General features: G+C 46.0%; 18 protein-coding genes and 1 tRNA gene. 8 read left to right on the plus strand and 11 right to left on the minus strand.

Translation table 11 applies throughout. The features are described 5' to 3' along the window. Window positions 1–25: 25 nt before the first annotated feature. On the plus strand, window positions 26–1,009 hold the full coding sequence (locus AC5ZC7_RS24035) for a BTB/POZ domain-containing protein (RefSeq protein WP_496158488.1): 984 nt from the start codon (window positions 26–28) through the stop codon (window positions 1,007–1,009). Between the two features lie 5 nt (window positions 1,010–1,014). On the opposite strand, the gene AC5ZC7_RS24040 is transcribed toward AC5ZC7_RS24035, so the two are convergent. The 10 genes from AC5ZC7_RS24040 to AC5ZC7_RS24085 form a co-directional block, all read right to left on the minus strand. After that, window positions 1,015–1,431, minus strand: coding sequence for a DUF4267 domain-containing protein (locus AC5ZC7_RS24040; RefSeq protein ID WP_496158487.1), 417 nt, complete (start codon window positions 1,429–1,431; stop codon window positions 1,015–1,017). A 59-nt stretch (window positions 1,432–1,490) separates the two neighbouring features. Beyond that, window positions 1,491–2,072 (minus strand): cyclic nucleotide-binding domain-containing protein, encoded by a 582-nt coding sequence (locus tag AC5ZC7_RS24045; RefSeq protein ID WP_496158486.1) that lies wholly within the window; start codon window positions 2,070–2,072, stop codon window positions 1,491–1,493. Window positions 2,073–2,238: 166 nt separating this feature from the next. Then, entirely contained in the window at window positions 2,239–2,685 is a 447-nt protein-coding gene (locus tag AC5ZC7_RS24050) for a hypothetical protein (protein WP_496158485.1), read from the minus strand. A 118-nt stretch (window positions 2,686–2,803) separates the two neighbouring features. Continuing rightward, a complete protein-coding gene (locus AC5ZC7_RS24055; protein WP_496158484.1) occupies window positions 2,804–3,844 on the minus strand; it encodes an isoaspartyl peptidase/L-asparaginase in 1,041 nt (346 codons plus the stop codon). A gap of 22 nt (window positions 3,845–3,866) precedes the next feature. Continuing rightward, window positions 3,867–4,910 carry a Type 1 glutamine amidotransferase-like domain-containing protein gene (locus AC5ZC7_RS24060; protein WP_496158483.1) on the minus strand — a complete coding sequence of 348 codons (1,044 nt, stop codon included), beginning with the start codon at window positions 4,908–4,910 and terminating at the stop codon, window positions 3,867–3,869. 55 nt (window positions 4,911–4,965) lie between these two features. Then, window positions 4,966–6,360, minus strand: a complete 1,395-nt coding sequence (locus AC5ZC7_RS24065) for a RagB/SusD family nutrient uptake outer membrane protein (protein ID WP_496158482.1) — start codon at window positions 6,358–6,360, stop codon at window positions 4,966–4,968. Window positions 6,361–6,372: 12 nt separating this feature from the next. Continuing rightward, a complete protein-coding gene (locus AC5ZC7_RS24070) occupies window positions 6,373–9,732 on the minus strand; it encodes a SusC/RagA family TonB-linked outer membrane protein (RefSeq protein WP_496158481.1) in 3,360 nt (1,119 codons plus the stop codon). Between the two features lie 106 nt (window positions 9,733–9,838). Continuing rightward, entirely contained in the window at window positions 9,839–10,870 is a 1,032-nt protein-coding gene (locus AC5ZC7_RS24075; RefSeq protein WP_496158480.1) for a FecR domain-containing protein, read from the minus strand. A 90-nt stretch (window positions 10,871–10,960) separates the two neighbouring features. Continuing rightward, a complete protein-coding gene (locus AC5ZC7_RS24080; protein ID WP_496158479.1) occupies window positions 10,961–11,512 on the minus strand; it encodes a sigma-70 family RNA polymerase sigma factor in 552 nt (183 codons plus the stop codon). Between the two features lie 98 nt (window positions 11,513–11,610). Further along, window positions 11,611–13,149 carry a hypothetical protein gene (locus AC5ZC7_RS24085; RefSeq protein WP_496158478.1) on the minus strand — a complete coding sequence of 513 codons (1,539 nt, stop codon included), beginning with the start codon at window positions 13,147–13,149 and terminating at the stop codon, window positions 11,611–11,613. A 484-nt stretch (window positions 13,150–13,633) separates the two neighbouring features. On the opposite strand from AC5ZC7_RS24085, the gene AC5ZC7_RS24090 reads away from it, so the two are divergent. Next, window positions 13,634–13,707: transfer RNA gene (locus AC5ZC7_RS24090), tRNA-Gln, on the plus strand. 85 nt (window positions 13,708–13,792) lie between these two features. Here AC5ZC7_RS24090 and AC5ZC7_RS24095 read toward each other — a convergent pair. Then, window positions 13,793–14,152, minus strand: a complete 360-nt coding sequence (locus AC5ZC7_RS24095) for a cupin domain-containing protein (RefSeq protein ID WP_496158477.1) — start codon at window positions 14,150–14,152, stop codon at window positions 13,793–13,795. Window positions 14,153–14,535: 383 nt separating this feature from the next. Here AC5ZC7_RS24095 and AC5ZC7_RS24100 point away from each other — a divergent pair, with 383 nt between their 5' ends. The 6 genes from AC5ZC7_RS24100 (at window position 14,536) to AC5ZC7_RS24125 (ending at window position 23,224) form a co-directional block, all read left to right on the plus strand. Further along, window positions 14,536–15,138 (plus strand): RNA polymerase sigma-70 factor, encoded by a 603-nt coding sequence (locus AC5ZC7_RS24100; RefSeq protein ID WP_496158476.1) that lies wholly within the window; start codon window positions 14,536–14,538, stop codon window positions 15,136–15,138. A gap of 57 nt (window positions 15,139–15,195) precedes the next feature. Continuing rightward, complete coding sequence (locus AC5ZC7_RS24105; protein WP_496158475.1) at window positions 15,196–16,377, plus strand: FecR domain-containing protein; 1,182 nt, start codon at window positions 15,196–15,198, stop codon at window positions 16,375–16,377. 140 nt (window positions 16,378–16,517) lie between these two features. Further along, entirely contained in the window at window positions 16,518–19,946 is a 3,429-nt protein-coding gene (locus AC5ZC7_RS24110; RefSeq protein WP_496158474.1) for a SusC/RagA family TonB-linked outer membrane protein, read from the plus strand. 12 nt (window positions 19,947–19,958) lie between these two features. Beyond that, window positions 19,959–21,458, plus strand: coding sequence for a RagB/SusD family nutrient uptake outer membrane protein (locus tag AC5ZC7_RS24115; protein ID WP_496158473.1), 1,500 nt, complete (start codon window positions 19,959–19,961; stop codon window positions 21,456–21,458). A 13-nt stretch (window positions 21,459–21,471) separates the two neighbouring features. Then, window positions 21,472–22,224: a hypothetical protein gene (locus tag AC5ZC7_RS24120; protein WP_496158472.1), complete on the plus strand. Its 753-nt coding sequence runs from the start codon at window positions 21,472–21,474 to the stop codon at window positions 22,222–22,224. A gap of 79 nt (window positions 22,225–22,303) precedes the next feature. Beyond that, window positions 22,304–23,224 carry an ATP-binding cassette domain-containing protein gene (locus tag AC5ZC7_RS24125; RefSeq protein ID WP_496158471.1) on the plus strand — a complete coding sequence of 307 codons (921 nt, stop codon included), beginning with the start codon at window positions 22,304–22,306 and terminating at the stop codon, window positions 23,222–23,224. Window positions 23,225–23,231: the final 7 nt, after the last annotated feature.

Consider the following 23,231-nt stretch of genomic DNA (forward strand, 5'->3'; position numbering starts at 1 on the left):
GTTTATTTGCAGTAAACAGCCATGAATGAAACGTTTATTTTGTTGCTGTATCCTGCTAATACCTTTTTTTTCCCGCGCACAGGAATTAGTGAATTACAGAGATACTTTGCACAATTTTGCGGTGGGGGTACCCAGGGGATGGGATATCTGGAAAAGCACCCAATCGCCCGCCATTAAGTTTATTGCACAACGTGTATTGGCAGACAGTACACAAAAGGCGCCGGAGAGTTTCAATGTGAGTATCTTACCAGAGCCTTCGTCCAGCGCAGATAAGGCTGTAAAAAAGCTACTGAATTATACAGGGCGTAACCCTTTCTTCCGGCTCATTGATTCAGGTAGTATGATCAGCAATGGCAAACGCACCATATGGCTGGATGAAATACACCTGGAACCGAATCACCCCGATACTTTCTTTACCAGTATCTTTCTCTCTTATACAGATAATAAAGTTTATCTGCTGAGCGCCACCACGCTATTGCCCTTTTCCGGCGTTTATGCCCCCTTATTTCATCAGATCGGGGAATCATTCCAAACAGGCAGGGCGATGCGAAAAGAACGACTAAAAATAGCGTTTCCGGACACCGACAGATGGAAAATGGTAGCAGATACGGAGGTAGATCATTTTGTAACCCGTCAATACCTTCCGGAAAATGAAACACCGGAAAACTGGAGCCAGATGATTTACGCCATGACGATGGAAAACGTAAAGATCCCCAATATTGACCAGGCCATTAAAAGCTTTACAGACGCTGCGATGGGAAAATCACCCGGCGCCAAGGTGACCGTGTTGAGAAAAGAAAATCTGCCTGGTCACCGCGAGGCCTTATTTAAGATCGAATCACCGGCGGTAACGGGAACGCCTCCTCCCGAATCCCAACTCTATTACATCCTGCAAGGCGCCCGTTCCTTTCATGCGGTATTCATTGCTAAAAAAGCGGCCGTTTTATCTCCCGGTTATATTAACACCTGGGGAAACATTTTCCGCCAAAGCCGGCTGATCAACGAATAACTCTTTTATGCTCCGGCAAGCGAAGCGCTTGCCTTTTCCTCACGGGGAGCCGAAAATTGTATACCAATAGCGGCAACGGCTGTCAATACAATAGCGATGATATGTGGCATGGCAGTCATCACATTACCATGGGTAGCATGCAATACAATGCTCATGTCTACCACCGGAACAAAAATACCGGAGAGCAACACCACTAACAATGCTTTCCGCATATTTAATGCTGCTACTAATGCGATCACTGCACCGGAAAATAAATCACGGATGCCTTTAATGTAATGGAAGGAATAATCTCCTCCGGTGTTGACGTTAATGCCAAAGCCATGTTCTGCTATTTCCGGCTGCAACAGGAATTTGCAACCAATATAAACCAATGTTAAACCAGATACGATGGTGAGATACTTGAAGAAATTGTACGGTGTCATATGTTTTGATTTTATAACACAAATTTCCTCCTTCGTGCACTCAATTTCGTTCACCTGGGTTAACTAATTCCTTTGGCCAGTCGCGCACGGATTCTGCTGAGTGATTGTGGCTTGACACCTATGTAAGATGCAATCATGTATTGAGGTATACGATGCTGTAGCCTGCTGAACTTCTCAAAAAATTCGCGATAACGTTCTTCGGGTGTAGCCGTATATAAAGAAGCCACCTGTTTCAGAGATTCCACAAATACACTTTCTATAATTAACCGACCAAGGCGGTCTCCCTGCTTCAGGGTATCGTACATAACCTGCAGGTTTTCCCGGGAAATAGTCCAGAGGACACTGGGCTCCAGTGTCATAATACTTACATTGGCAGGCTGCCGCGATAGGAAACTCTCATGATTACCCAGCCATTCATTTTCGCAGGAGAAAAACGTATGCATCTCCTCCCCGTCGCGGGTCATTACATAACGTATCAGTCCTTTTTCCACGAATCCCACCTGGTTAGCGACCTTGCCTTCCTGCAGGAAATATTCATTTTTCTTCAGTGTTACCCGGTTAAACAGTGTGGGCAAAAATAATTCCTCCTCTTCTGATAAGTGGATAAGGTATTTTACGGACTGGATTAATTGCTGGCTCATAGACGCTAAAAATAAATCTTTTACCACAGCTATTCATGGGTCTCCGGACAAAAAAAGTTAATTGTCTGTAAAACGCTCAAAGAACCATCGCTATGGAAGATGGCAGCCAGGTGCCCATTTCCCGGCAAAGAAAAGAGGAAATCCTAAAACTGTTGATGAAATAACGTTAACGGGTATCCGCAGTAGTGGCGCAATCACTTTCCGGCTGATGCACTTTTTCGAAATCTTTTTCGTGGTCGCTATCTACAAAAACTACCGTTTCTTCAGGAGCCGAAGGAGAATATTGTATGGTCCATTCTGCAGTGCCTTTTTGCTGATCCAACCACTTAAACGTATATACGGATTCCTTTCCTTTCAGGCGGTATCCACCATTTACAGGAGTAGCGCTTACGATGTGGCTGTCATTCACCTCCATTGGTAATACTTCGTGAATAGCCGAATCCGTTATTTTCATTTTTCGCAGATCCAATGCACAGGGAACGTATATAACGTAGGCATTATTGATGCGGGTTACCTGGGTCCAGTTGCCTTCGTAGGGCTTGGGCGCATGGCTACTGATACAGGCCGGTAGCAATAGGTATAACAGGGTTAAGGCGGATAACAATCTGGTCATGGGATAGTATAGGGTTTATAATAAAAAAGGCCCCTCAAAAATATCACTTTTCACGACATTCCATAATATATTCCAAAATAAGCCGTCGCCGATAACTACTACCGGCGACGGCTGATGCTTACTTTTTATAAATAGCGATTTCTATTTTACCATCTTTGGTAACGGCGCCCCGGTACATGCCTTCCGTATTAAAAGACATGGTCATGTTGCCTTGCTTATCCAGTGCAATCAGGCCACCATCACCGCCCATATCACCTACTTTCTTGATGACCGTATTACCAGCCTGCTGCACTGTCAGTCCTTTATATTCCATAAGGGCAGAGAGGTCGTATGCCACTACATTGCGGATGTAGTATTCACCCCAACCCGTACACGAAATAGCCGCGGTTTGGTTGTTGGCATAAGTACCGGCGCCAATAATCGGCGAATCGCCTATGCGGCCATATTTTTTGTTGGTCATACCTCCGGTAGAAGTAGCAGCAGCGAGGTTTCCCTGCTTATCCAGCGCCACGGCGCCTACGGTACCAAATTTATAGTCCCTGTTTTTTATGCCCAGCTTTTCTTTCGGATTCGTATAGGCGTTGGATTTAGCCGCCGCTACAGAATCTTCCTGTAATGCTTTTTGCAGATCCCTCCAGCGGGACTCCGTTCTGAAATAAGAAGGATCTACGATTTCCAGGCCTGCCTCTTTTGCAAACTTTTCTGCACCAGGACCTACCATCATCACGTGTTCTGATTTCTCCATCACCGCCCTGGCAGCGCTTACCGGGTTACGCACGGTAGTAACACCGGCTACTGCGCCGGCAGCTTTCGTTTTTCCATTCATGATGGCGGCATCCAGTTCGTTACGACCGTCATGTGTAAACACCGCACCCTTACCTGCATTAAAAAGCGAGTCATCTTCCAGTACCCTTACAGTGGCTTCTACTGCATCCAAACTGCTACCGCCCGTTTGCAGCACCTTGTAACCTGTTTCCAGCGCCCGTTTCAGAGAAGCCTTGTAGGCTGCTTCTTTCTCCGGTGTCATATTCTTTTGCAGAATAGTGCCTGCGCCGCCGTGAATCACCAATACATAGGAAGGCTTCTGCTGCGCCACCACCGGCGAAAAGGCAGATATACCCAGTATTCCCATAAACAAATAACCAAACCAACCTTTCATGTCTACTTTTATTAAGAAGTGATCAAATTGCTTTTTTCTTTAGCTGCCCGTTTTCCACCCACCACCAGTACCAGGTACCGCCGCTGGCTTTTGCCGGGTCAAAGTCCGCCACAGAGAAGCTACCGTTACCGGAAGCGCTGGCGGCTATTTCATATACTTTCAGTGCTTGTCCGCCAGCATTCCATTGCAGGGGCTGCCCCTTCTCACAAAGTTCCGGTTTTTTCAAACTATCTGTCACAATAAAACAGGCTTTGCTTACACCATATACTTTTGCCATGCCATTTTCATCAATACATACCGCTGTTTTTTCATCCGGCGCAATCCCCCTGGGAAAGATACCATGATCTTTGATGAGGCGGCTCATAAAAGTAACATGCCTGCCTTCACGATGCCGCTTCAGGTAATGCTGATCGCTGATCACCGATTGCAGGTAAGGTGCATGCAGAAAATCGTTGTTGTATAAGGTGACTAATGAGTCGTATGGATTGGCCAGCACCGAATCAGAAACGGCGCTACCGCCTTCTCCGCTGTAATACAAACCACTTAGTATAGCGCAGCCTGCACTGGTACCCCCTACCGGCACTTTCTTTTCCTGTAAGAGATAGTTAATGGCTGCATTTACTTTGGTATTTCTCCACTGGTTCATGTAGCGCGACTGGTCTCCGCCGGCAATGAAAAGCATTTCTGCGCCGCGGATGATATTGGCCACGGTATCATTGTTGGCAAGCTCACGGGAAGTGATGTTAAGCGTTTCCACGGAATTCACTTTTCCCAGTGAGTCGATGTCGTGATTATAACTGCCATTGCCGGAAGCGGTGAGTACCACTACGTCGCCGCCGCCGCTGCGTGTTATCATCCATTGAAATGCACCGTCTACGTTGCCGCCGCCGCCAATCAAAGCTACGCCACCCTGCACCGGTGTTGTTACATCGGCCGTATCGCCGATGATGCCAATGGAGCCAGGCCGGCCCGGGACAGAAGGTAATTGTGGCGTACGTTGATGGCAGGCACTAAAACAGATAGCCGTTGCCGTTATCGCCGGAAAAAGGAAAACATTTTTTTTCATCTGATCATCATTACGGATTGCCGGATCTATTGCCGGCATAGGTTATCAAATCGGGCTATTTATATTCCGGGTTTTGTTGCATGTTTTTGTTGGCTTTGGTTTCTGCATCCGGAATCGGGAATACATATCCCCGCTGGCCGGGTTTCAGCAATACTGCCCCCAACGCGTTGATAGCATCTGCCGGTTCACGTGTCACATCCAGGGTTCTTCTTCTCAAGTCAAATAAACGTTGTCCTTCAAAGGCCAGTTCTTTAAAACGCTCTGTATAAATGGCGGTGATCAGTGCCGCCTTGTCGGCAAAGTTTTCCGCTACATAACCACTGATACGCGCTGTACGCAGGGCATTCAGGTCAGCAGCGCCATCGCTTACCCGGTTCTTTTCTGCCAGTGCTTCTGCACGGATCAGGTACATTTCACCGGTTCTGAAAAGTTTGATATCGGCCAGACCGATGTTACCATCCGGGCCGTAATATTTATTCACAATGTATTTGGAAGTACCGTCGCCACGGGTATCATCATAGAGGATGTAAGCGGGATAGCGTACATCATTGTCTTTATCAAACAGGTTAATTAGTTCGAAAGAAGGGGCATAATATACCACGTCGCCGTCGTAGTAAACTGCTCCAATAGGATCATTTACACCGGCTACCTGTTTCAGTTTCCAGATCACCTCTGACTGTTTGGTATCTTTCCATATACCCGAAAAATCGGCAGCACTGGCCAATGGAGCCGCAGCAATAGCAGCAGAAGCATAGGTGATAGCATCATCCCATTTTTTGGCGTACAGGGCAGCTCTTGCACGGATAGCGGCTACGCCGGCGCGTGTGATACGGGTGTTATCGTCCACATCGGCAGGAATGAGGGTGCTGGCCAGTTGCAAATCTTTCTCAATGGCAGTCATCACGTCGCCGAAAGTATTGCGGGCCGGAAAGCTGATGACAGAAGTATCCATATATGGCACCCCCATGGCGGATGGTTCATAGGCTTCTGCATAACTCTGCAACAACTGGAAATGGCAATAAGCACGTAGTGCCAGGGCTTCACCGCGGTACCTGTCTTTCAAAGCTATATCATTTCCCTTGGCAGGCACCCGGTTCATGGCGCCCAGTACGCGGTTCACCCGGTCTATGGCGATGTAATATTCTCCGAAAGAACCGGTGATAGTAGTGCTTCCCGGATCTATCTGCCAACGGTAGGAGGCTACGCCTCTACCCAGGTTATTTTCGCTGGGCAAGGTACATTCATCAGAGAGCAGCGATACACTGTAGATGGTGTTATACGTTAATTGGGCGTAAGCGCCTATCAAACCACCATTCAGGTCGGCCACATTCCGGAATGTTCTTTCCGGATCAATAATACTATCGGTAGGTTCCAGGTCCAGCTGCTTGTTGCAGGAAAAAAGTACAAAAGGCAGCAGTAACAGCAGGTATTTTATATAACGGATCGTCATGAGTTGCTTGTTTTAGAAATTAACATTCAGGCCAAAAGTATAAGTCCGCGCACTGGGATAATCGAACATCCCGGTTCCGTTATTATTTTCCGGATCAAAGCTTTTCCATTTGGTCCAGGTATGCAGGTTCTGCGCCTGCGCAAATACCTGGACACCCTGTACGAATTTGAGATGTGTGGTAACAAATGCTTTGGGAACATTATAGCCAATACTCACGTTTCTTAAACGCAGGTAAGATGCGTCCTGTATATCTTTGGACGAATAGTTACGAGGGGAGGTAATACCTGGCAGAATAGCATTGTCTCCCGGCTTTTTCCAACGATCGTATAACATGCGTTTTGACTGATTACTGCTAGCAAAAGAAGGGTTTTCGTTATAGTAATCTTCGTTCAGGTAACGCATTGCTTTATCAGCAAACGTAAACAGGGCATTTAAGTAGAACCCTTTCCAGGTCAACGATGTATTAAATCCGCCCGTTAATGGTGGTATATAAGTGCCGAATTCAGCTACACTTAAAGCGGTTTCATTGTAGTTGCTGGTTTTATTACCGGCACGATCGTAATACAAGGGTTTACCATTGGCAGGATCTACTCCCGCCCATTTAGGCGCATAGTGCGAACCATAAGGCAATCCTACTCTTACAATCTGGGAGAGGCCCTGTGTAAACTCAGTGGCTGTTCCCAAATCTGTGACCAGGTTTTTATTATAGGCAAAGTTGACACCAACGGTCCAGGTGAAATCTTTCCGGCGGATCACATCTCCCTGTACATCCATTTCTATTCCCCTGTTGCGCATTGCACCGGAGTTGAGGGATAAAGTATAGAAGCCGGAAGTGATAGACTGTGGCTGATCAACGAAGAGGTTATTGGTAATTTTATTATATACATCGGTAACTACGCGGATACGGTTATCCAGCATACCGAGATCAAAACCGATATTCAGTTCTTTGGCATATTCCCAATTGTAGGCAGGGTTACCCGGCTGATAGGGGTAAATGCCCGGGTTACCACCATACTGGATGGTTTTGAACGTGCGGAAATAAGCGAAAGGTCCTGCACCCGTAAATGGATTGGCAGAAGTACCATAGCTGGCCCGGAAGCGAAGATTATTTACAACGTCGACATCTTTCAGGAAATTCTCCCGTTTCACTTCCCAGCCAAAACCCAGGGAATAGAATCCATGCCAGCGGTTATTAACGGGTACCGTAGAAGCCCCGTCCCGGCGGTAACTGGCGTTCAGGGTGTATTTTTCATTGTAGGTATAACGTCCTACTGCGATGTAAGAAGCCAGGGCGCTCTTTGTTCTGCCGCCGCCTAACAGTGGTGTGAATGGTGACCCTGGCGTAATGGCTGCCGGAGTAGCCGGGAAACGGCCATCCAGGTCATACCCGGTATAATTAAATGAGCGATAGTTATTGCTCACATACTCATAGTAACCGGATACTTCAAAATCATGTTTATCCACAATTTTGCCATAGGTTAAACCGGAAGTGCTCACCAGGGTAAAATTCCGGGTAGTACCTTCTCCGAAGCTACCTTTGGCGCCGTTGTCTACCTTATAACCGGAATAAGAATCCGGGTTCACATATTGTTCGGAAGTAGTTTCCCTGAAATCAAGTCCCAGTCTTGTTTTAGCAATCAGGCCTTTTGCCAATTGGTAGTTGATGGAGGTTCCGATAATGCTTTTCAGTTGATTTTCTTTGGCGGAAGTATTTAACATTGCTTCCAGGGCCTTGCTACCTTCACGCGGATCGAGGGTAGGATATTCATCACGGTTATAGCGGGTCATCAGGGTACCATCTGCTGCATAGGGGTATTCATACGGCATGGCGTAGTATACAGCAGCCAGTGTGTTTTCGCCGCTGCTGGATGCTTCATTGCGGATAAAAGACGACTCCGTATAGCCGAGACCGATATTAATGTTAGCGGTTAACTTTCCGGCGTTGAAATCCACATTATTTTTCAGGCTGTAACGTTTCAGGTCGGAACGCCTGGCAATACCCTGTTGATTGAAATAGTTGACAGAGCTATAAAATCTCACATTATCATTTCCTCCGCTGGCGCTCAGTTGTTGTTCCTGGAATTTCCCCGTTTGCAGGAAAAATTTCTTCCAGTTGGTATTCATGCCCCGTAAGCTGTCGAGAATATGATCCGCCTCTTTTTGTTCTGCTGGTGTTTTGGTAGCATAATCCGGATTTTTGGGAGAATAGTCCCAACCGGGTCCATTACTTTCACCGGTTTCCAATCCCACTTCTTCCTGGAATTGCAGCACTTCTTTCGAATTCATCATCTCGTATTTCGGCGTGGTCATATTGGAGAAACCGTATTGAGATTTATAGCTGATGGCTACTTTACCGGTTTGTCCTTTTTTAGTGGTGATCACAATTACGCCATTGGAGCCGCGGGATCCGTACAATGCTTTAGCAGAAGCATCTTTCAGCACCGTAACGGAAGCAATATCTTCGGGATTGATGCCCTGGAATGCGCCGGATTCAATGGGAATTCCGTCCATTACATATAGTGGTGCGGAGGTACCATTGATAGTGCCTACGCCTCTTACGGTTACCGTAGCGCTGGCGCCGGGTTGTCCGGAGCCGGCGGATACCACCATGCCAGGCACGCGGCCCTGCAGGATTTGGTCGAAGCTACCCATAGGCACCTGGGTAATTTTATCGGCCCCCACGATGCCGGAAGCGGCGGTAGATTTATCCCGGGCATAATTCGTATAGCCGGTAACGGTTACTGCATTCAGGGTCTTGATATCTTCTGTGAGTTTTATGTTGATTTCGTGGCGGTTGTTAACCGGTACTTCCTGGCTCACATAACCTACCAGTGAGAACCGCAGGGTTTTCACCTGGTCTGGAATAGTTAAGGTATAAGTACCATCGGCCTGGGTGAGGGCGCCGGCAGTGGCGCCTATAGCCCTTACTGTTACACCGGGCAGCGGAAGGTTATCCATGCCGCGAACTGTTCCGGTAATAGTGATATTATCGGCCATGACAGCACCCGGGGTTTGGGCATATACCACCACCAGGCCATCTTCTTTCAACTGGTAAGCCAGGTTGGTGCCGGAAAAGGCTTGCGTTAACACCGCATCGAGGGTAGCATTTGTAGCAGCTACAGTCACTTTCTTGTTGTCCGGAAGTGTTTTATCGTGAAACACAAAACGATAAGCCGTTTGCTGCTCCAACGTTTTCAGCAATTGCCTGATACTTGTTTCTTTTACCTGCAGGGTAATACTTTCCTGCCCAAAACAAATAGCCTGCACCTGAAGGCAGGTCAAAAAAAGAAAGATTGTCAATTTCATAGTTAGCAGCAATTTGCCGGCGGGAACAGGCTTCCCTTTCCATTCCAGGAATACAAGTTTTAACATACCTTTGATGTTGGTTTAGTAAATGATCAATCCCGACATTTCTGAACTTTTCGGGGGAAGTGTTCCAGCACTTCCCCTTCTTTATTTTTGGTTGACTTACACTATTTTATTTACTGATAATAATGGCGCCGTTTACCATTTTAAAATTGAAAGGATACGATAACTGCAAGGCATCCAATGCTTTGATAATCGTTTCACTTTCGAAGGTGCCGGAGTAGCGGTATTCTTTCACGGTATCATCTGCAAACTCCACCCGGATACCATACCATTTTTCCAGTTTGGCGGCAATGGCTTCCAGGGTTTCATTTTCAATTTCAAGCCGGTTGCGTACCCAGGCAATTTCTTTGGCTTTGTGGTTCACCGGATCTGCATCCAGTGGCGCTACAGCAAAAGGTTTGGCGGCCGCCGTTATTAATTTTTGATTTGGTTGCAATACAATTTTTTGTCCGGGATGTCCCGGCATCGTCACTTCTACTTTCCCTTTAAATAAAGCGGTTTCTGTTGCACGATCCTGGTAGGCGCTTACATTAAAAACAGTACCCAGCACTTTGATGTCTACTGCCGCCGTATGTACCATAAAAGGATATTGTGCATTTTGGGTAACATCAAAGAAGGCTTCCCCCGTAAGGGTGAGCTGCCTGTTATGCTGGTTAAATCCGGGCGACAATTCCACCCTACTATTTTCCCGCAGTACCATAGAAGAGCCATCCGGCAATACCACCGTTTTACGGGGATCTTTACCCGCATTGATGACCACCTCTTTTTCCGGTACATGGGGATGCCGGTAAAAAAAGAAGCCGCTACCCGCCAGCAACAACACACCGCCTATAACGGCTGCATATTTCCATACCCGGCTGCCGGAACCCGCATGATCGGATTCCACGCCCACGGCCTGTTGCAGCAGATCATACCGGGCAATTCCATCTTCCAGGTGCTTCAGCTGCTCCAGGCGATTACCCTGCCCTGCCGATAACAAGGCTACCAGGTCCCGGGCTTCCGCTATCATGGCTGCTTTTTCAGGGTGCTGGCGTTGCCAGTCTTCCCAGAACAATACATCCTCATCATGTTCCTCCAGGCAATAGCGCTGGAAGGATTCATCACATGCAAAATCGATGACTTCGTATTCCTGGAAATTCATGTAGGTAATGCCTTTGATTATACAGACGGCAGAATGCATTACTTTTCCTAAGCGTTTCTTAATTTTTTTTTTCGGAAGATAGGTACCTGCTTATTTCAGCATCTTCCGAAGCGCCTTGATGGCATCATAGATGGTATTATAGGCCGTTTTCACGGTTTGGGAAGTTTGTGCCGCTATTTGTTCATAGGTAAGGCCTTCAAAGAATTTCAATCTCACCAGCTCTATCTGCCTGGGGGTTAATGTTTTCAGGGCCTGTTGTAAACGTTGTTTCAGCTCTTCATCCTGTTGTACCTGGATGATGATTTCTTCATAAGATAATTCACTGTCTGCCTCCTGATCCGTCATCCGGTGGATAGCAGTATGTATTCTTGACTGGTAGGCCAGCTGATCCAGCAGCTGTCGCTTAAGAGCGGTAAATAAGTAGGCAGGGACGTTGGTTACCGGGCGCAGGGTTTGATGGCGGCTCCACAACTGCAGAAACAACTGTGTGATACAGTCTTTTACCAGTTCATCGCTACCGCATATTTTCAACCCAAACCGCAGCAGATGTGAATAAGTGTTGTTATACAAAGCAAACAACGCCTGTTTATCGCCGTTTCTCAGACGTTCCCAATAAGTGCTATTGTCTTCTTCATAAGACATACCATTTCCTAAGCCGGATAGTTTACCGCAATCATCCACTGATTTCGCGCATCCTGGGGTTAAGATACAGCGAAAAAATCTTTATCGCTGCATTTCATTCAGATGCCCAGCATAATCTCTTCTTCCTCCAACGCTGCTGCTTCCTGCGAAATAGCCGGGCGGTCTATTTCCCCGGTTAGCAATAGGGTATATGCAGATAACAATACAATCAACAATACCTGGTAACGCAGTACAATAGGAGCTGCCAGCACACTAAAAGCAAAATTGACAAGGATAAATGTCCAGCATAACAACAACGCGATATTAAATTTGCGGCTGGATTTCCGGATACCTTTTTTAACCAGGTAACGGATGGTTTCTTCCAGGAATAATAAATGGCAAATAACGATTAATGAAGGGAATAGGGCCATGAGTGCACTTTGCAAATTATTATATGGGCTCATTGGTTTCTGTTTTTCCCCATCTGTGAAAAAAGCACTTACATCATTCATATCAGCGCCTAAATAAGGGCGATTATAGGCATCCAGTACTTCCGGCTCTGGCAATAGATATAGCCGTGCATTTTCCAACAGGTAGTAACGCGCAAAATCTAGTGGATACTTACTGATAGTATAAGCGCCGTAACTCCTGAACAGCGGTGTTAAATTGGCCCATCCGGTATAGGCATCCGCTCCTTTATGGGTTTTACCATATTGGCTTAATAACTGTTTTTGAGGCCCCGCCTGGTCCCACATAAATACCGCACCGTCCCATACATGCTTTTTATTAGGATTTTTTCGCAGACCTTCAGAATAAGTATATACCAGCTTATGCACAGCGGTAAACTGCGGTGGCACGCCCGTTGAGTCCAGCTTCCGGTACTGCAGCATATACATAGAATTATTCATCAACTGCCAACCACTGAAAACAGAGAACTCCCGAGCACCGGCATATTCATAAGAACGTTGCCGGACAAACATTACAAAGGAAATAATCAATACCAGTGGCAATAAAAGAGCCATTATCTTCTGCCATACCTTATACCTCGACAACAAGATCGGAATCAACGCCACAAATGGATAAAACATGGCGTTATAACGAATGGTGAAGGCAAGCCCCAGTACCAGTCCATGTAACACCAGTATGAAATTCGTAGGCTTATGCAACATCCATAACAACAGGGTAATCCAGGTAAGCCCCAGCGACAAAAACACCGCATCTGAAATGAAATAGTTACTCAGAAAAGGGAACAACGGGTTGATCAGCAAAAAAGCGTAGAAGCCATACCTGAAATAACCATCCGGACGAAAGATATATACTACGCTAAAGTAAAAGAACCAGGCGCTTACCTCCAACAATATCAACTGTAGCACAGCCAATGTTGTTTCTGAATGCGATACCTGGTGAAACAACCACAAAAATTTGGAATAGCCAATAGGCCAAATATTATGATCAAGATTTTGCAGTGCTGTTTGCATATAGGCGCCAGTATCCGAAGTAAAATCCATGTAAGGAAAAAAATGCTTGAATACCACCATCCTAACAACAACTACGACAAAAGCAATTGCCAACAGCAGGCGATTTTGGCGATCAGCAAAAATGAAGGCACCGAAACTCCGGGCACGTGTATGAACAGATAGCAAAGGTGATAATAGCATAGTCTTACTTTTAATTGATCCAACCGGCAGGATCCGTGGTTTTTACGCGTTAATGAGGGTCTTTATTCAGGGTTGACTGTGTGTACAAGTATAAGCGCAACAACTGAAACTGCAATTCAGTGAGAAGGATTATTATTTTACGATACGGGATTCTTTATTAGTAGCGTGATCTCCGTTAAAAGCACCATCGCCACTTTCAACGCATCCTGGTAAATATTTGAAAATATGTTGATTCGTCTGAATACTACCTATCGGGCTGAATGTGCCGTACCAGCCTGATAACAATACTTTTTATGATACGATGGAGATTAAGGTGAAAGTACAGCCGCGAACCGTTGTTTTTTAGGCTATCCCCTTCAAATAGACGCCTGTATTACACTTACATCAATATAACCCTTTAAAATTCAAGGTTTTTTCAAAAAAACACCACTTAAAATTTGTTCTTTTTGTGAAAAGTTCTAATTTCGCGGTCCTGAATTACCATTGCCTGATAGTATAACGGTAGTACTCGCGACTCTGACTCGCTCAGTCTTGGTTCGAATCCAGGTCAGGCAACCACTTAAACGCCGCAAATTCGCTATAAAGCATTTGCGGCGTTTTTATTTGAGTCAGGTTTGGCTAATATGTTGTCATTTAGACGAGCCTAGCCTTCCCGGTGAACCAGGTCCATCGAAAATGCGGGCAGGCAAATAGCCATATACTCGCAAGGCTCCTCAAATGGATTGCTGTATCTCACCCTTGCTCCCTTTTTAACCAGGATGCTTTGCCCTTTCTCCAGCACAATGCTTGCCCCATCAATTTCAAATTCTTTCTTTCCGGAAATGATATAAGTGAATTCGTCAAATTCCGGCGTCTGGTGAGGTTCACTCCAGCCAGCAGGCGCTATCATGTGCGCTACAGATATATTACCATGGCCGGTAGAGTTTCCCCATATTTCTTCAATTAGCTTGCCATCTGTTGTAGGCACCACGAACGGACTTTTTTGCACTACGTAATTTTTCATTGACTCGTTTGTTTATACCTAAAATAACGTAAAAAACAAATGGCAGGCCTCTCTCTGCAAACTTCCCTAATAAAAAGATAATATATCCCGGACAGGCTAAAATACCGATGAAAATATATTTGGTCTACGCATGATCGTGAAAATATATTAACATATGATAACCAATCAATTACAATTAATCATTCGATTTATAAAATATAGGCGTAACTACTAATTTATCTGCCCCAAAAACAGATATTGATAGTATCACCTGATACTATCAATTAATAAAATGATGCCTCCATACAAGATTACACAGGAAATACTTCAACTCATATCAGAATAGTTTGACACTATGTTTTATCCATAATTTACTTTAAGTTTACCCGGGCTATAGATTAATTATGGTGGAGAAAGACTTACTCTTTAGTGAACAGGAGTTATTCCGGCGTATATCTGAGGGCGACACTGCTGCATTTTCCAGCATTTTTCAAACTTATGCTGATCCGCTTCACTGGCATGCAGTTAAATTGCTACAATCTGAATTCTGGGCCGAGGAAATCGTGCAGGAAGTATTTGTTCAGCTATGGGCAAAGCGGGATTTGCTGACCCATATTGAATCTCCAGGAGCCTATCTGTATAAAATGCTGGGCAATAAAGCCATGGATCGCATGCGCCGCGATCAGCTGGAAATTAAAATGCAATACCTCGTCGCCCAGGCACTACACCTGGATCAATCAAACGAACCTATACAAGGTGAGCGCTGGGATCGCATGCAAACATTACTACAAGCGGCCGTGAACCAGCTACCGGAACAACGGAAACGCATATACCAACTAAAATACCGTGATGGCTATAGCTATGAAGAAATTGCCGTCATGCTTTCTATTTCTGTTCATACAGTACGCAACCAGATGTCGAAGGCCCTGCATACCATCCGCACATTTTTAATGGAAAAAGGAGCCGACTTATTCCTGCTATTGATCTGGATGGCAGCCCTCCAATAATTTTTTTTCAGGGAGTAGTATTTTTTCTTAGCGCTATTCGTCTTACTAATATCAGGTATGGAATCACCCATGGATCAATTAAGCTATTTGTGGCAGCAATATGCTACCAACCGCGCTACACCGGCCGAGTTAGACGAGTTATTCGATTTGCTAAACGACCCGGCGCAGGACGATGCCCATTTTATGATGTTCCGCGAAGCCCTGTCAACGGTGAAGCAAAACGAACACCTTAGCAATAGCAGCCGGGCCACCATGTGGGATAATATTATACATACCGCACAAATCGACACTATTCCAACCAGGATTGCCGAATTAACGCCGGCCCGGCGGAATACCGCCATTTTCCGCTGGGCGGCGGCGGCAGCCGTATTGGCCCTATTGGCTACAGGCCTGTACTTATGGCAACAACCACACACCACAACAGGCAAAGCCATCACTAAAAACACCCTGCCACCAGGCAAAGCAGGTGCAGTACTCACCCTCGCCGACGGTTCAGAAGTAGCGATTGATAGCGTAGGTAATGGTGTGATCCCGCAACAGGGCGGCGCTTCCGCCAAATTGATGAATGGCACACTGGTATATGAATCCAATGGAAAAGAAGTAGTCTTTAATAAAATGACCACTCCCAAAGGCCGGCAGTTTAAACTAACGCTACCCGACGGATCCATGGTTTGGCTAAATGCCGCCAGCACCATCCGCTATCCAACGGTTTTTGCCGGCCATGAAAGAAGAGTGGAAATTACGGGAGAAGCCTACCTGGAAATAGCCGCCAACGCCAGCATGCCTTTCCGTGTAGCCATAGACAATGGTACTACCATTGACGTATTAGGTACCTCCTTTAATATCAACGCCTATCCAAATGAGGCGGATATAAAAACAACACTGATCAGTGGAGCGATCAAGGTAAAGCATAACCAACAAACCATTACACTACAACCAGGTCAACAGGTAGCACAACAAAGTGAACAGCTACAACTCATTAAACAAGTGAACATTCAACAAGTAATTGCCTGGAAAAATGGATTCTTCAACTTCGATGGTGTTCCATTAGCAGCATTAATGCGCCAGATCGAACGTTGGTACGACATTACCGTTGAATATGAAAATGGCGTACCGGACATCACTTTCGGAGGAAAAATGAGCAGACAGGAAAGCCTGGAAAGCTTATTGAAAGGACTGGAAGAATCAGGCGTACATTATCGTTTAGAAGGCAGAAAAGTCATTGTGATTAATAAATAATACACAACCAAAATAAAAACGGAAAAATCAAATATGCAGATGCCGGCAAAAAAAACCGGGAGCGATTGGCGTCGCCTCCGGCTAGTATTCGGTTGATCCGTTGTATTCGCATTCAACGATTATTTTAAACAACCAAACTGATGCAATTTAACCAAAAAACTGCAATTCGGTACAGACTTCGTGTGCTCACCAATGTCTGTGCTGGCCTGGATTTCCGGCAAGGATTCAGTAATATAAACACGCGGGCTGTTCAGCTATCGCTATTATTCCTCCTGGCCATCAATTTATCAACCAATGCACAAACATTAAAAAATGCGATTTCATTTTCCGGGGAGAATGTGCCGCTTTGCAAGATATTCCCTGTCATTGAAGAACAATGCGGTTATACTGTTATGTATAACAAACAACTACTCTCGACTGCACATCCAATTAATCTGAAGGTGCAAAACATGTCGCTGTCCGACTTCCTGGAGCTGGCATTTAAAGATCAGCCACTGATGTTCAGAATTGGTGACCGCACCATCTTCCTCTCTGAAAAAACGCCTGGCCTCCCTTTATCCATCGCCGTAGCTATACCTAAAGACAGCTCCTATACCATCAATGGTGTTATTTATGAAGCCACTACGGGAAAGCCTTTGATTGGTGTTACGGTGATGGTCATGAAAAATGGTAAAGGCACACAAACCGATGAAAAAGGTGAATTCAGGATATCTAAAATCGCCGGCCCTGATGTGCTCAGCATGAGCTATATCGGATACCAGCCTATTAAAATAAAAATTGCCGGCGCCACCAGTAAAATTTCCGTCAGTATGGCACCGGCCACAGATCAGTTAGACCAGGTGGTAGTACAGGCATATGGCGTAACCAGTAAACGTTTGGCTACCGGTAGTATTACGAAAGTAACAGGTGAAGAAATTGCCAGGCAGGCAGTGCTCAATCCCCTACTCGCGCTGCAGGGTAAAGTACCGGGGATGATTGTGACCCCTAACAACGGACATTCCAGCGGAAATGTGCGTATAGAAATAAGAGGAAGAAACTCTGTAGGATTCACGGCTATTTCAGACCCACTATATATTGTTGACGGCGTTCAGTGGAATGTAGCCAATATCAATGCCCCCATTTACGGAATGACCGGAGGCCTGATCCAGGGCGGTTATACGAATGTAGGCGGACAAAGCCCGCTGTTTGCCCTCAATCCAAAAGACATCGAAAGCATTGAAGTATTAAAAGATGCAGATGCTACCGCTATCTATGGCTCCAGGGCTTCCAACGGTGTTATACTCATCACCACCAAAAGGGCGAAACCGGGAAAGACTACCTTTAATGTTGACTACACAGAAGGTTGGAGTACCCCCTCCCGCCGCATTCCGCTGATGAATACCCCTGAATATATTGCCATGCGTAAAGAAGCCTTTGCGAACGACAATATTACACCCAACGCCGAAAATGCACCCGATCTGATGAAATGGGACACCACCCGGTATACCGACTGGCAAAAGCAACTGGTGGGTACCGGCAGACAACGTGTGATAGCAGTAGGGCTAAGTGGAGGAGACTCCCATACTACTTTCCGGTTAAATGCCAACTATGATAAAACCATCGATCTGATGAATGTTTCTGGTGGCAATACCAGGGGATTAGTACAATTTAACCTGAACCACAAAAGCCCGAATGAGAAGCTACGCATGGATTTGAATGTGGGTTACAGTAGTATGTTGGTGGATGCCGTGAACTATTCCGGCAGCTTCTCCACGTTTATTCCAAATGCGCCACCCATCTTTGATGAGCACGGAAAGTTAAACTTCGAAGGATGGAATTTTGGTTATAATTCATTTGCATTTCCCTTCTCTTACTTGCTGACACCCAGTGTTAGTAAAACCAATTTCCTCTCCTCAGCGCTCAATATGTCCTATAAGCTGGCCCCTGGGCTGAGCGTCAGTGTACAAGGTGGTCTCACTCAAAATACCGGCAGCAATAATTATAAAATACCCATCGCTGCACAAAATCCTTTGTTTGGAGACGTGACCGGCCAGGCTACTTTCGGGAACACACTCTCCCGGAATTTTAATGCCACTCCCCAACTGGAATATGTGCATATGCTGGGAAAATCCCGTATAGCCGTACAGGTAGGAGGTACTATTCAACAGGCCACTACCACCGGCACCACCGCTACCGGTACCGGGTATGAATACGATGAATTGCTGAATACAATAGCCAATGCGCCTTCTCAGCAAACTACTGAAATGCGTACCGACTATAAATATGCCGGCATGTTCACCCGGGTGAATTATAACCTGGAAAATAAATACATGCTGAACATTAATCTCGAAAGAGATGGTTCCTCCCGGTTTGCGCCAGGAAAACAGTACGGCAATTTTGGCTCCATTGGAGCCGGCTGGGTCATCAGCGATGAAAAATGGATGAGAGCTCTCCTGCCGCAATGGATCAATTTCTTCAAACTCCGGGGAAGCTACGGTATGACGGGTAGCGATGGCTCCATGGATTATCAGTACATGAAAGAATGGGCCCCCAAGGATCCTGATTACAACTCGGTACTCATGCCCGCCTACAACGGCATTAAACCATACCTGCTGCAACATTCCTTCAATGATCAATATCAATGGGAATCCAGTAAACAGCTGTCGCTGGCAGCGGAAAGCGGATTTTTCAATAACAAACTGATGATCTCGGTGGAATGGTATCGTAAACATACCGACAATCAGCTCACGCAGTTTCCAACACCTATATTTACCGGCTTCCCTTATGTATTGGGCAACTGGACTGCCAATGTACAAAACAGCGGCATCGAGGCGAGTGCGAACTGGCAGGCAATTAGCAAAAAAGATTTTTCGCTTGTTGTGAACTTCAATATTGGCGCAAACAAAAACAAATTAGTGTCTTACGACGGTATCGAAAACTCACCCTATGCCATGTATTACAAGGTTGGCAGATCGCTCAGTACCATGTACCTGCTTCATTACCTGGGTGTGGATCCCAGAACCGGGCAATACAGTTATGAAGATCATAACAAAGACGGACGTGTTACCTACGATGCCAATTTGCAGACACCCAATATCGATGACCGGTACATAGAGCTGGATATGACACCTGCTTTCGCCGGTGGCGCAGGAGCAATAGTCACTTACAAACAACTCACCCTTAACCTGGGCTTCTCTTTCAGAAAACAATTGGGACAAAATCTGCTGGCGAACGCACGTCCGGGGAAAATGGAAAACTTATATCTCCCTGCCAACTATGCTAAAAACCGCTGGCGTAAACCAGGTGACATTGCATTATATGCACCTTATTCCACCAACATCGATGTGATGAATGAATCTGATCGCACTTATACGGATGCCTCTTTTCTCCGGCTGAATAACCTGAGTGTAGGCTATGAATTACCATCAGCTTTCGCAAAGAAGGCAGGCATGCACAGTTGCAGCCTGATGATGAGTATACAGAATGTTTTCTGGATCAGCAGGTATATGGGATTAGATCCTGAAATTCAGCAGCTTTCCACCATTCCTACTGCCCGGACGTTGACTGGCAGATTGTCCTTTACTTTTTAAATCATGAAGTATATGTCTTTAACACGTGGTGTATTCGCCAGTTTTTTGATTTTACTGCTATCTTCTTCCTGTAAAAAATTAATAGAAATTCCAGATCCTGCCACCTCGGTGACTTCAGAGAAAATATTCTCTTCTGATAAACAAGCTGAAGGTGCGCTGGTGGGAATTTATTCCCGGATGATCAATTCAAACGGATTCACTCCCTGGCAGGCAGCCACCGAGTGCACTACCTCCGGACTCGCCACCATATTGGGAGGATTATCATCGGATGAACTTTATTTAAGAGCAGGCGTACAAAATACTGCCTTCTATTATTTTAGTACCAACAAACTAAATGTAGAGAATGGCGGTACCAGTGTCCGGAATGCCTGGGCAAGCGCCTATAAAACGATTAGTGCCGCCAATGCAGTGATTGAAGGATTAAATGCTTCAACAGCTCCCGGCTTGCAGGACAGCGTTAAAAAAGTTTTCAGAGGAGAAGCCAAACTGGCGCGTGCCGTTTGCTATTTCTACCTGACGAATTTATTTGGAGAAGTACCACTGGCACTTGTGATGGACTACAACAGTACCATAAAATTACCTAATGCCCCACAACAGGATATATACCGGCAGATAGTAGCAGATTTACAAGAAGCCTATACCGTATTGCCTGGTGATTACACGGCTGGTCGCGGTGAAAGAGTAAGGCCCAATAAATGGACCGCAGCGGCACTCCTTGCCCGTGTAGCGCTTTATTTACGCGATTACCCGGAAGCAGCAGCCAAAGCATCGGAGGTATTGGCACAAACCTCTCTCTATGAACTCGACGATCTCAACAAGGTGTTCCTTGCCAATAGCCGTGAAGCCATCTGGCAACTGAAACAAACTTCAGAAGATCTTTATATCCTGAAAAATGCTACGCCAGAAGGGTTTGCGCTGCTGCCCACAGGCAACTTCACTTCCGGTAGTACTACTTACTGCCTGACCACAGCATTGCGCCAGGCCTTTGAACCGGGCGATAAAAGATATACTGCGTGGATAGACAGCACCGATAATAAACAGACCAACCCTAACACACCCTTCTTTACCTGGTATCCGAAAAAATACAAAACGGGCAACCCTAATGTGGTAGCAGGTGCACCTGCCACGGAGTATTATATGGTAGTACGACTGGCAGAAGTACTGCTGATTCGTGCGGAAGCGGCCGCACACGGCGCTGGTGGTGGTCTGGGCGTAGCCATTGATGACCTGAATCAACTTCGCCGCCGTGCCGGCATTCCCACATTATCTAAAGACCTCCCTGCTGCAGCCGTACTGGATGCAGTAGCCGCGGAACGGCGTACGGAACTCTTTGCCGAATGGGGACATCGCTGGCTGGATCTTAAAAGAACAGGGAAAGCCAGGGAAGTGCTTTCCAGCATAGCGCTTAAACAACCCTGGGCAGGAGATTATCAATTACTATATCCTATTCCTAAAGATGAAATCAGCAAGGCACCTTTCCTGAAACAGAATCCTGGATACAATGCACTATAAAAAGAACTGGCATATGAACAATTACCGGATCAACAAAAAAATTGCTACCCTGCTGTTGTTACTTGGCCTGGGCATTATTTCCTGCAAGAAAGACGCCACACCACCAGGTACTTCCTCACTCATGGTCATGAATGCCATCGCAGGGAGCAATAATGTGGCAATGAATTTTAAAGGCATTACGCCAATAAATTATTTGCTCACTACAAGAATTTCTTATAACGCAGCGCAGGCATTCAGCTCCTATAGCGGCACACAGCCGTTAGGTATTTTTGAATATCCTGATACCACCGCTGATCATGCGTTATATAACCTGTCGCTTTCCTTACCGGTAGGCTCCATTACCACATTGATCCTGACCGGTAGCAGGGCGAAACCAGATAGCCTCCTGATTCACGATGACCTGCCCTATTATGCAGTCAACGACAGCGTAATGGGCATACGACTAATACACGCCGCCACAGGCATTGCACCAGTAAAAGTGATACTCAAAGGCGAGCCACAAAAAGAACTGGCCCAGCTTTCTTTTAAAACGCAAACCGCTTTTTTTAAAGTACCAGTAGTAGCAGGAATAGAAAACTATGTATTTGAATTCCGGGATGCGATCACCAATACACTGATCGCCTCTTATATCGCCAATGATATCGGGCAGTTTGATACGGGCAACAATCCATGGCTCCGTCGCAATATTAGCCTGGTGCTTACAGGTGCTACTGGCGCAACAGGCGCCCAAGCTCCTGCTGTAGCGGACATCAGGCACTCGAGATAGTTAATTGCTTCACTAAAAGAAATCCTGACGGAGACCGCAAATGCGGTCTCCCGGGGAACCTTTATCCATACAAAATAATATGAGCGTACTTAACATTGAAGGACTCTCCCACAGGTACAGCAGCTCCTGGGCAGTCCGCGACATCAACCTGGAGATTAATCAGCATGGCATCGTTGGCCTGCTGGGCTCCAATGGCGCAGGAAAATCTACCATGATGAACATCATCTGCGGTGTACTCAATCAAACCGAAGGCCTGGTAACCATCAACGGTGTAGATACCCGCAAACAAGCGGAACTGGCCAAGCAGCAAATAGGATTTCTGCCGCAACAGTTGCCCTTGTATACAGATCTTACGGTAGATGAATACCTCCGGTATACTGCAGAGCTGAGAGCTATTCCCAAAGACCGTATCAGGAAAGCCATAGAAGAAGTAAAAGAAAAAGTAGGCATTGCCCATTTCAGCTCCCGCCTGATCCGCAATCTTTCCGGTGGCTATAAACAACGCGTAGGCATTGCGCAGGCGATTATTCATAAACCGAAGCTGGTAGTGATGGATGAACCTACTACCGGCCTTGATCCTAACCAACTGATTGAAGCCAGAAAACTGTTACAGGAAATTGGAAAAGAACATACCGTATTGTTGTCTTCTCATATCCTGCCTGAAATACAGCTGATGTGCCGGGAAATTATTATGATAGAAGGTGGACGCATCATCTTCTCAGACAGCATGGATGCCTTCAATAACTATATCCAGCCGGGAAGCGTACTGATAGCGATGGAGAACCCGCCGGCAGAAGCAGACCTGCTACAAATCCGTGGCGCTACCAAAGTGGAATACCTCACGAAAAAACAAATACGCCTTTATTTCGAAGGAGACGCTGACATCACAGAACGCCTGGTACACGCCAGTGTACAACATAACTGGCAACTCCGGGAATTAAGCCTGGAACGCTCTCTACTGGATGATATTTTCAAACAACTCTCTACTAAAACGAACTAATAATATA

Source organism: Chitinophaga sp. 9-1-y (assembly GCF_059511905.2).

Bases quoted from the DNA above. Each gene is read 5' to 3' on its own strand.
- AC5ZC7_RS24035 (WP_496158488.1), top strand. From the start codon at position 26: ATGAAACGTTTATTTTGTTGCTGTATCCTGCTAATACCTTTTTTTTCC.
- AC5ZC7_RS24040 (WP_496158487.1), bottom strand. From the start codon at position 1,431: ATGACACCGTACAATTTCTTCAAGTATCTCACCATCGTATCTGGTTTA.
- AC5ZC7_RS24045 (WP_496158486.1), bottom strand. From the start codon at position 2,072: ATGAGCCAGCAATTAATCCAGTCCGTAAAATACCTTATCCACTTATCA.
- AC5ZC7_RS24050 (WP_496158485.1), bottom strand. From the start codon at position 2,685: ATGACCAGATTGTTATCCGCCTTAACCCTGTTATACCTATTGCTACCG.
- AC5ZC7_RS24055 (WP_496158484.1), bottom strand. From the start codon at position 3,844: ATGAAAGGTTGGTTTGGTTATTTGTTTATGGGAATACTGGGTATATCT.
- AC5ZC7_RS24060 (WP_496158483.1), bottom strand. From the start codon at position 4,910: ATGAAAAAAAATGTTTTCCTTTTTCCGGCGATAACGGCAACGGCTATC.
- AC5ZC7_RS24065 (WP_496158482.1), bottom strand. From the start codon at position 6,360: ATGACGATCCGTTATATAAAATACCTGCTGTTACTGCTGCCTTTTGTA.
- AC5ZC7_RS24070 (WP_496158481.1), bottom strand. From the start codon at position 9,732: ATGTTAAAACTTGTATTCCTGGAATGGAAAGGGAAGCCTGTTCCCGCC.
- AC5ZC7_RS24075 (WP_496158480.1), bottom strand. From the start codon at position 10,870: ATGAATTTCCAGGAATACGAAGTCATCGATTTTGCATGTGATGAATCC.
- AC5ZC7_RS24080 (WP_496158479.1), bottom strand. From the start codon at position 11,512: ATGTCTTATGAAGAAGACAATAGCACTTATTGGGAACGTCTGAGAAAC.
- AC5ZC7_RS24085 (WP_496158478.1), bottom strand. From the start codon at position 13,149: ATGCTATTATCACCTTTGCTATCTGTTCATACACGTGCCCGGAGTTTC.
- AC5ZC7_RS24095 (WP_496158477.1), bottom strand. From the start codon at position 14,152: ATGAAAAATTACGTAGTGCAAAAAAGTCCGTTCGTGGTGCCTACAACA.
- AC5ZC7_RS24100 (WP_496158476.1), top strand. From the start codon at position 14,536: ATGGTGGAGAAAGACTTACTCTTTAGTGAACAGGAGTTATTCCGGCGT.
- AC5ZC7_RS24105 (WP_496158475.1), top strand. From the start codon at position 15,196: ATGGAATCACCCATGGATCAATTAAGCTATTTGTGGCAGCAATATGCT.
- AC5ZC7_RS24110 (WP_496158474.1), top strand. From the start codon at position 16,518: ATGCAATTTAACCAAAAAACTGCAATTCGGTACAGACTTCGTGTGCTC.
- AC5ZC7_RS24115 (WP_496158473.1), top strand. From the start codon at position 19,959: ATGTCTTTAACACGTGGTGTATTCGCCAGTTTTTTGATTTTACTGCTA.
- AC5ZC7_RS24120 (WP_496158472.1), top strand. From the start codon at position 21,472: ATGAACAATTACCGGATCAACAAAAAAATTGCTACCCTGCTGTTGTTA.
- AC5ZC7_RS24125 (WP_496158471.1), top strand. From the start codon at position 22,304: ATGAGCGTACTTAACATTGAAGGACTCTCCCACAGGTACAGCAGCTCC.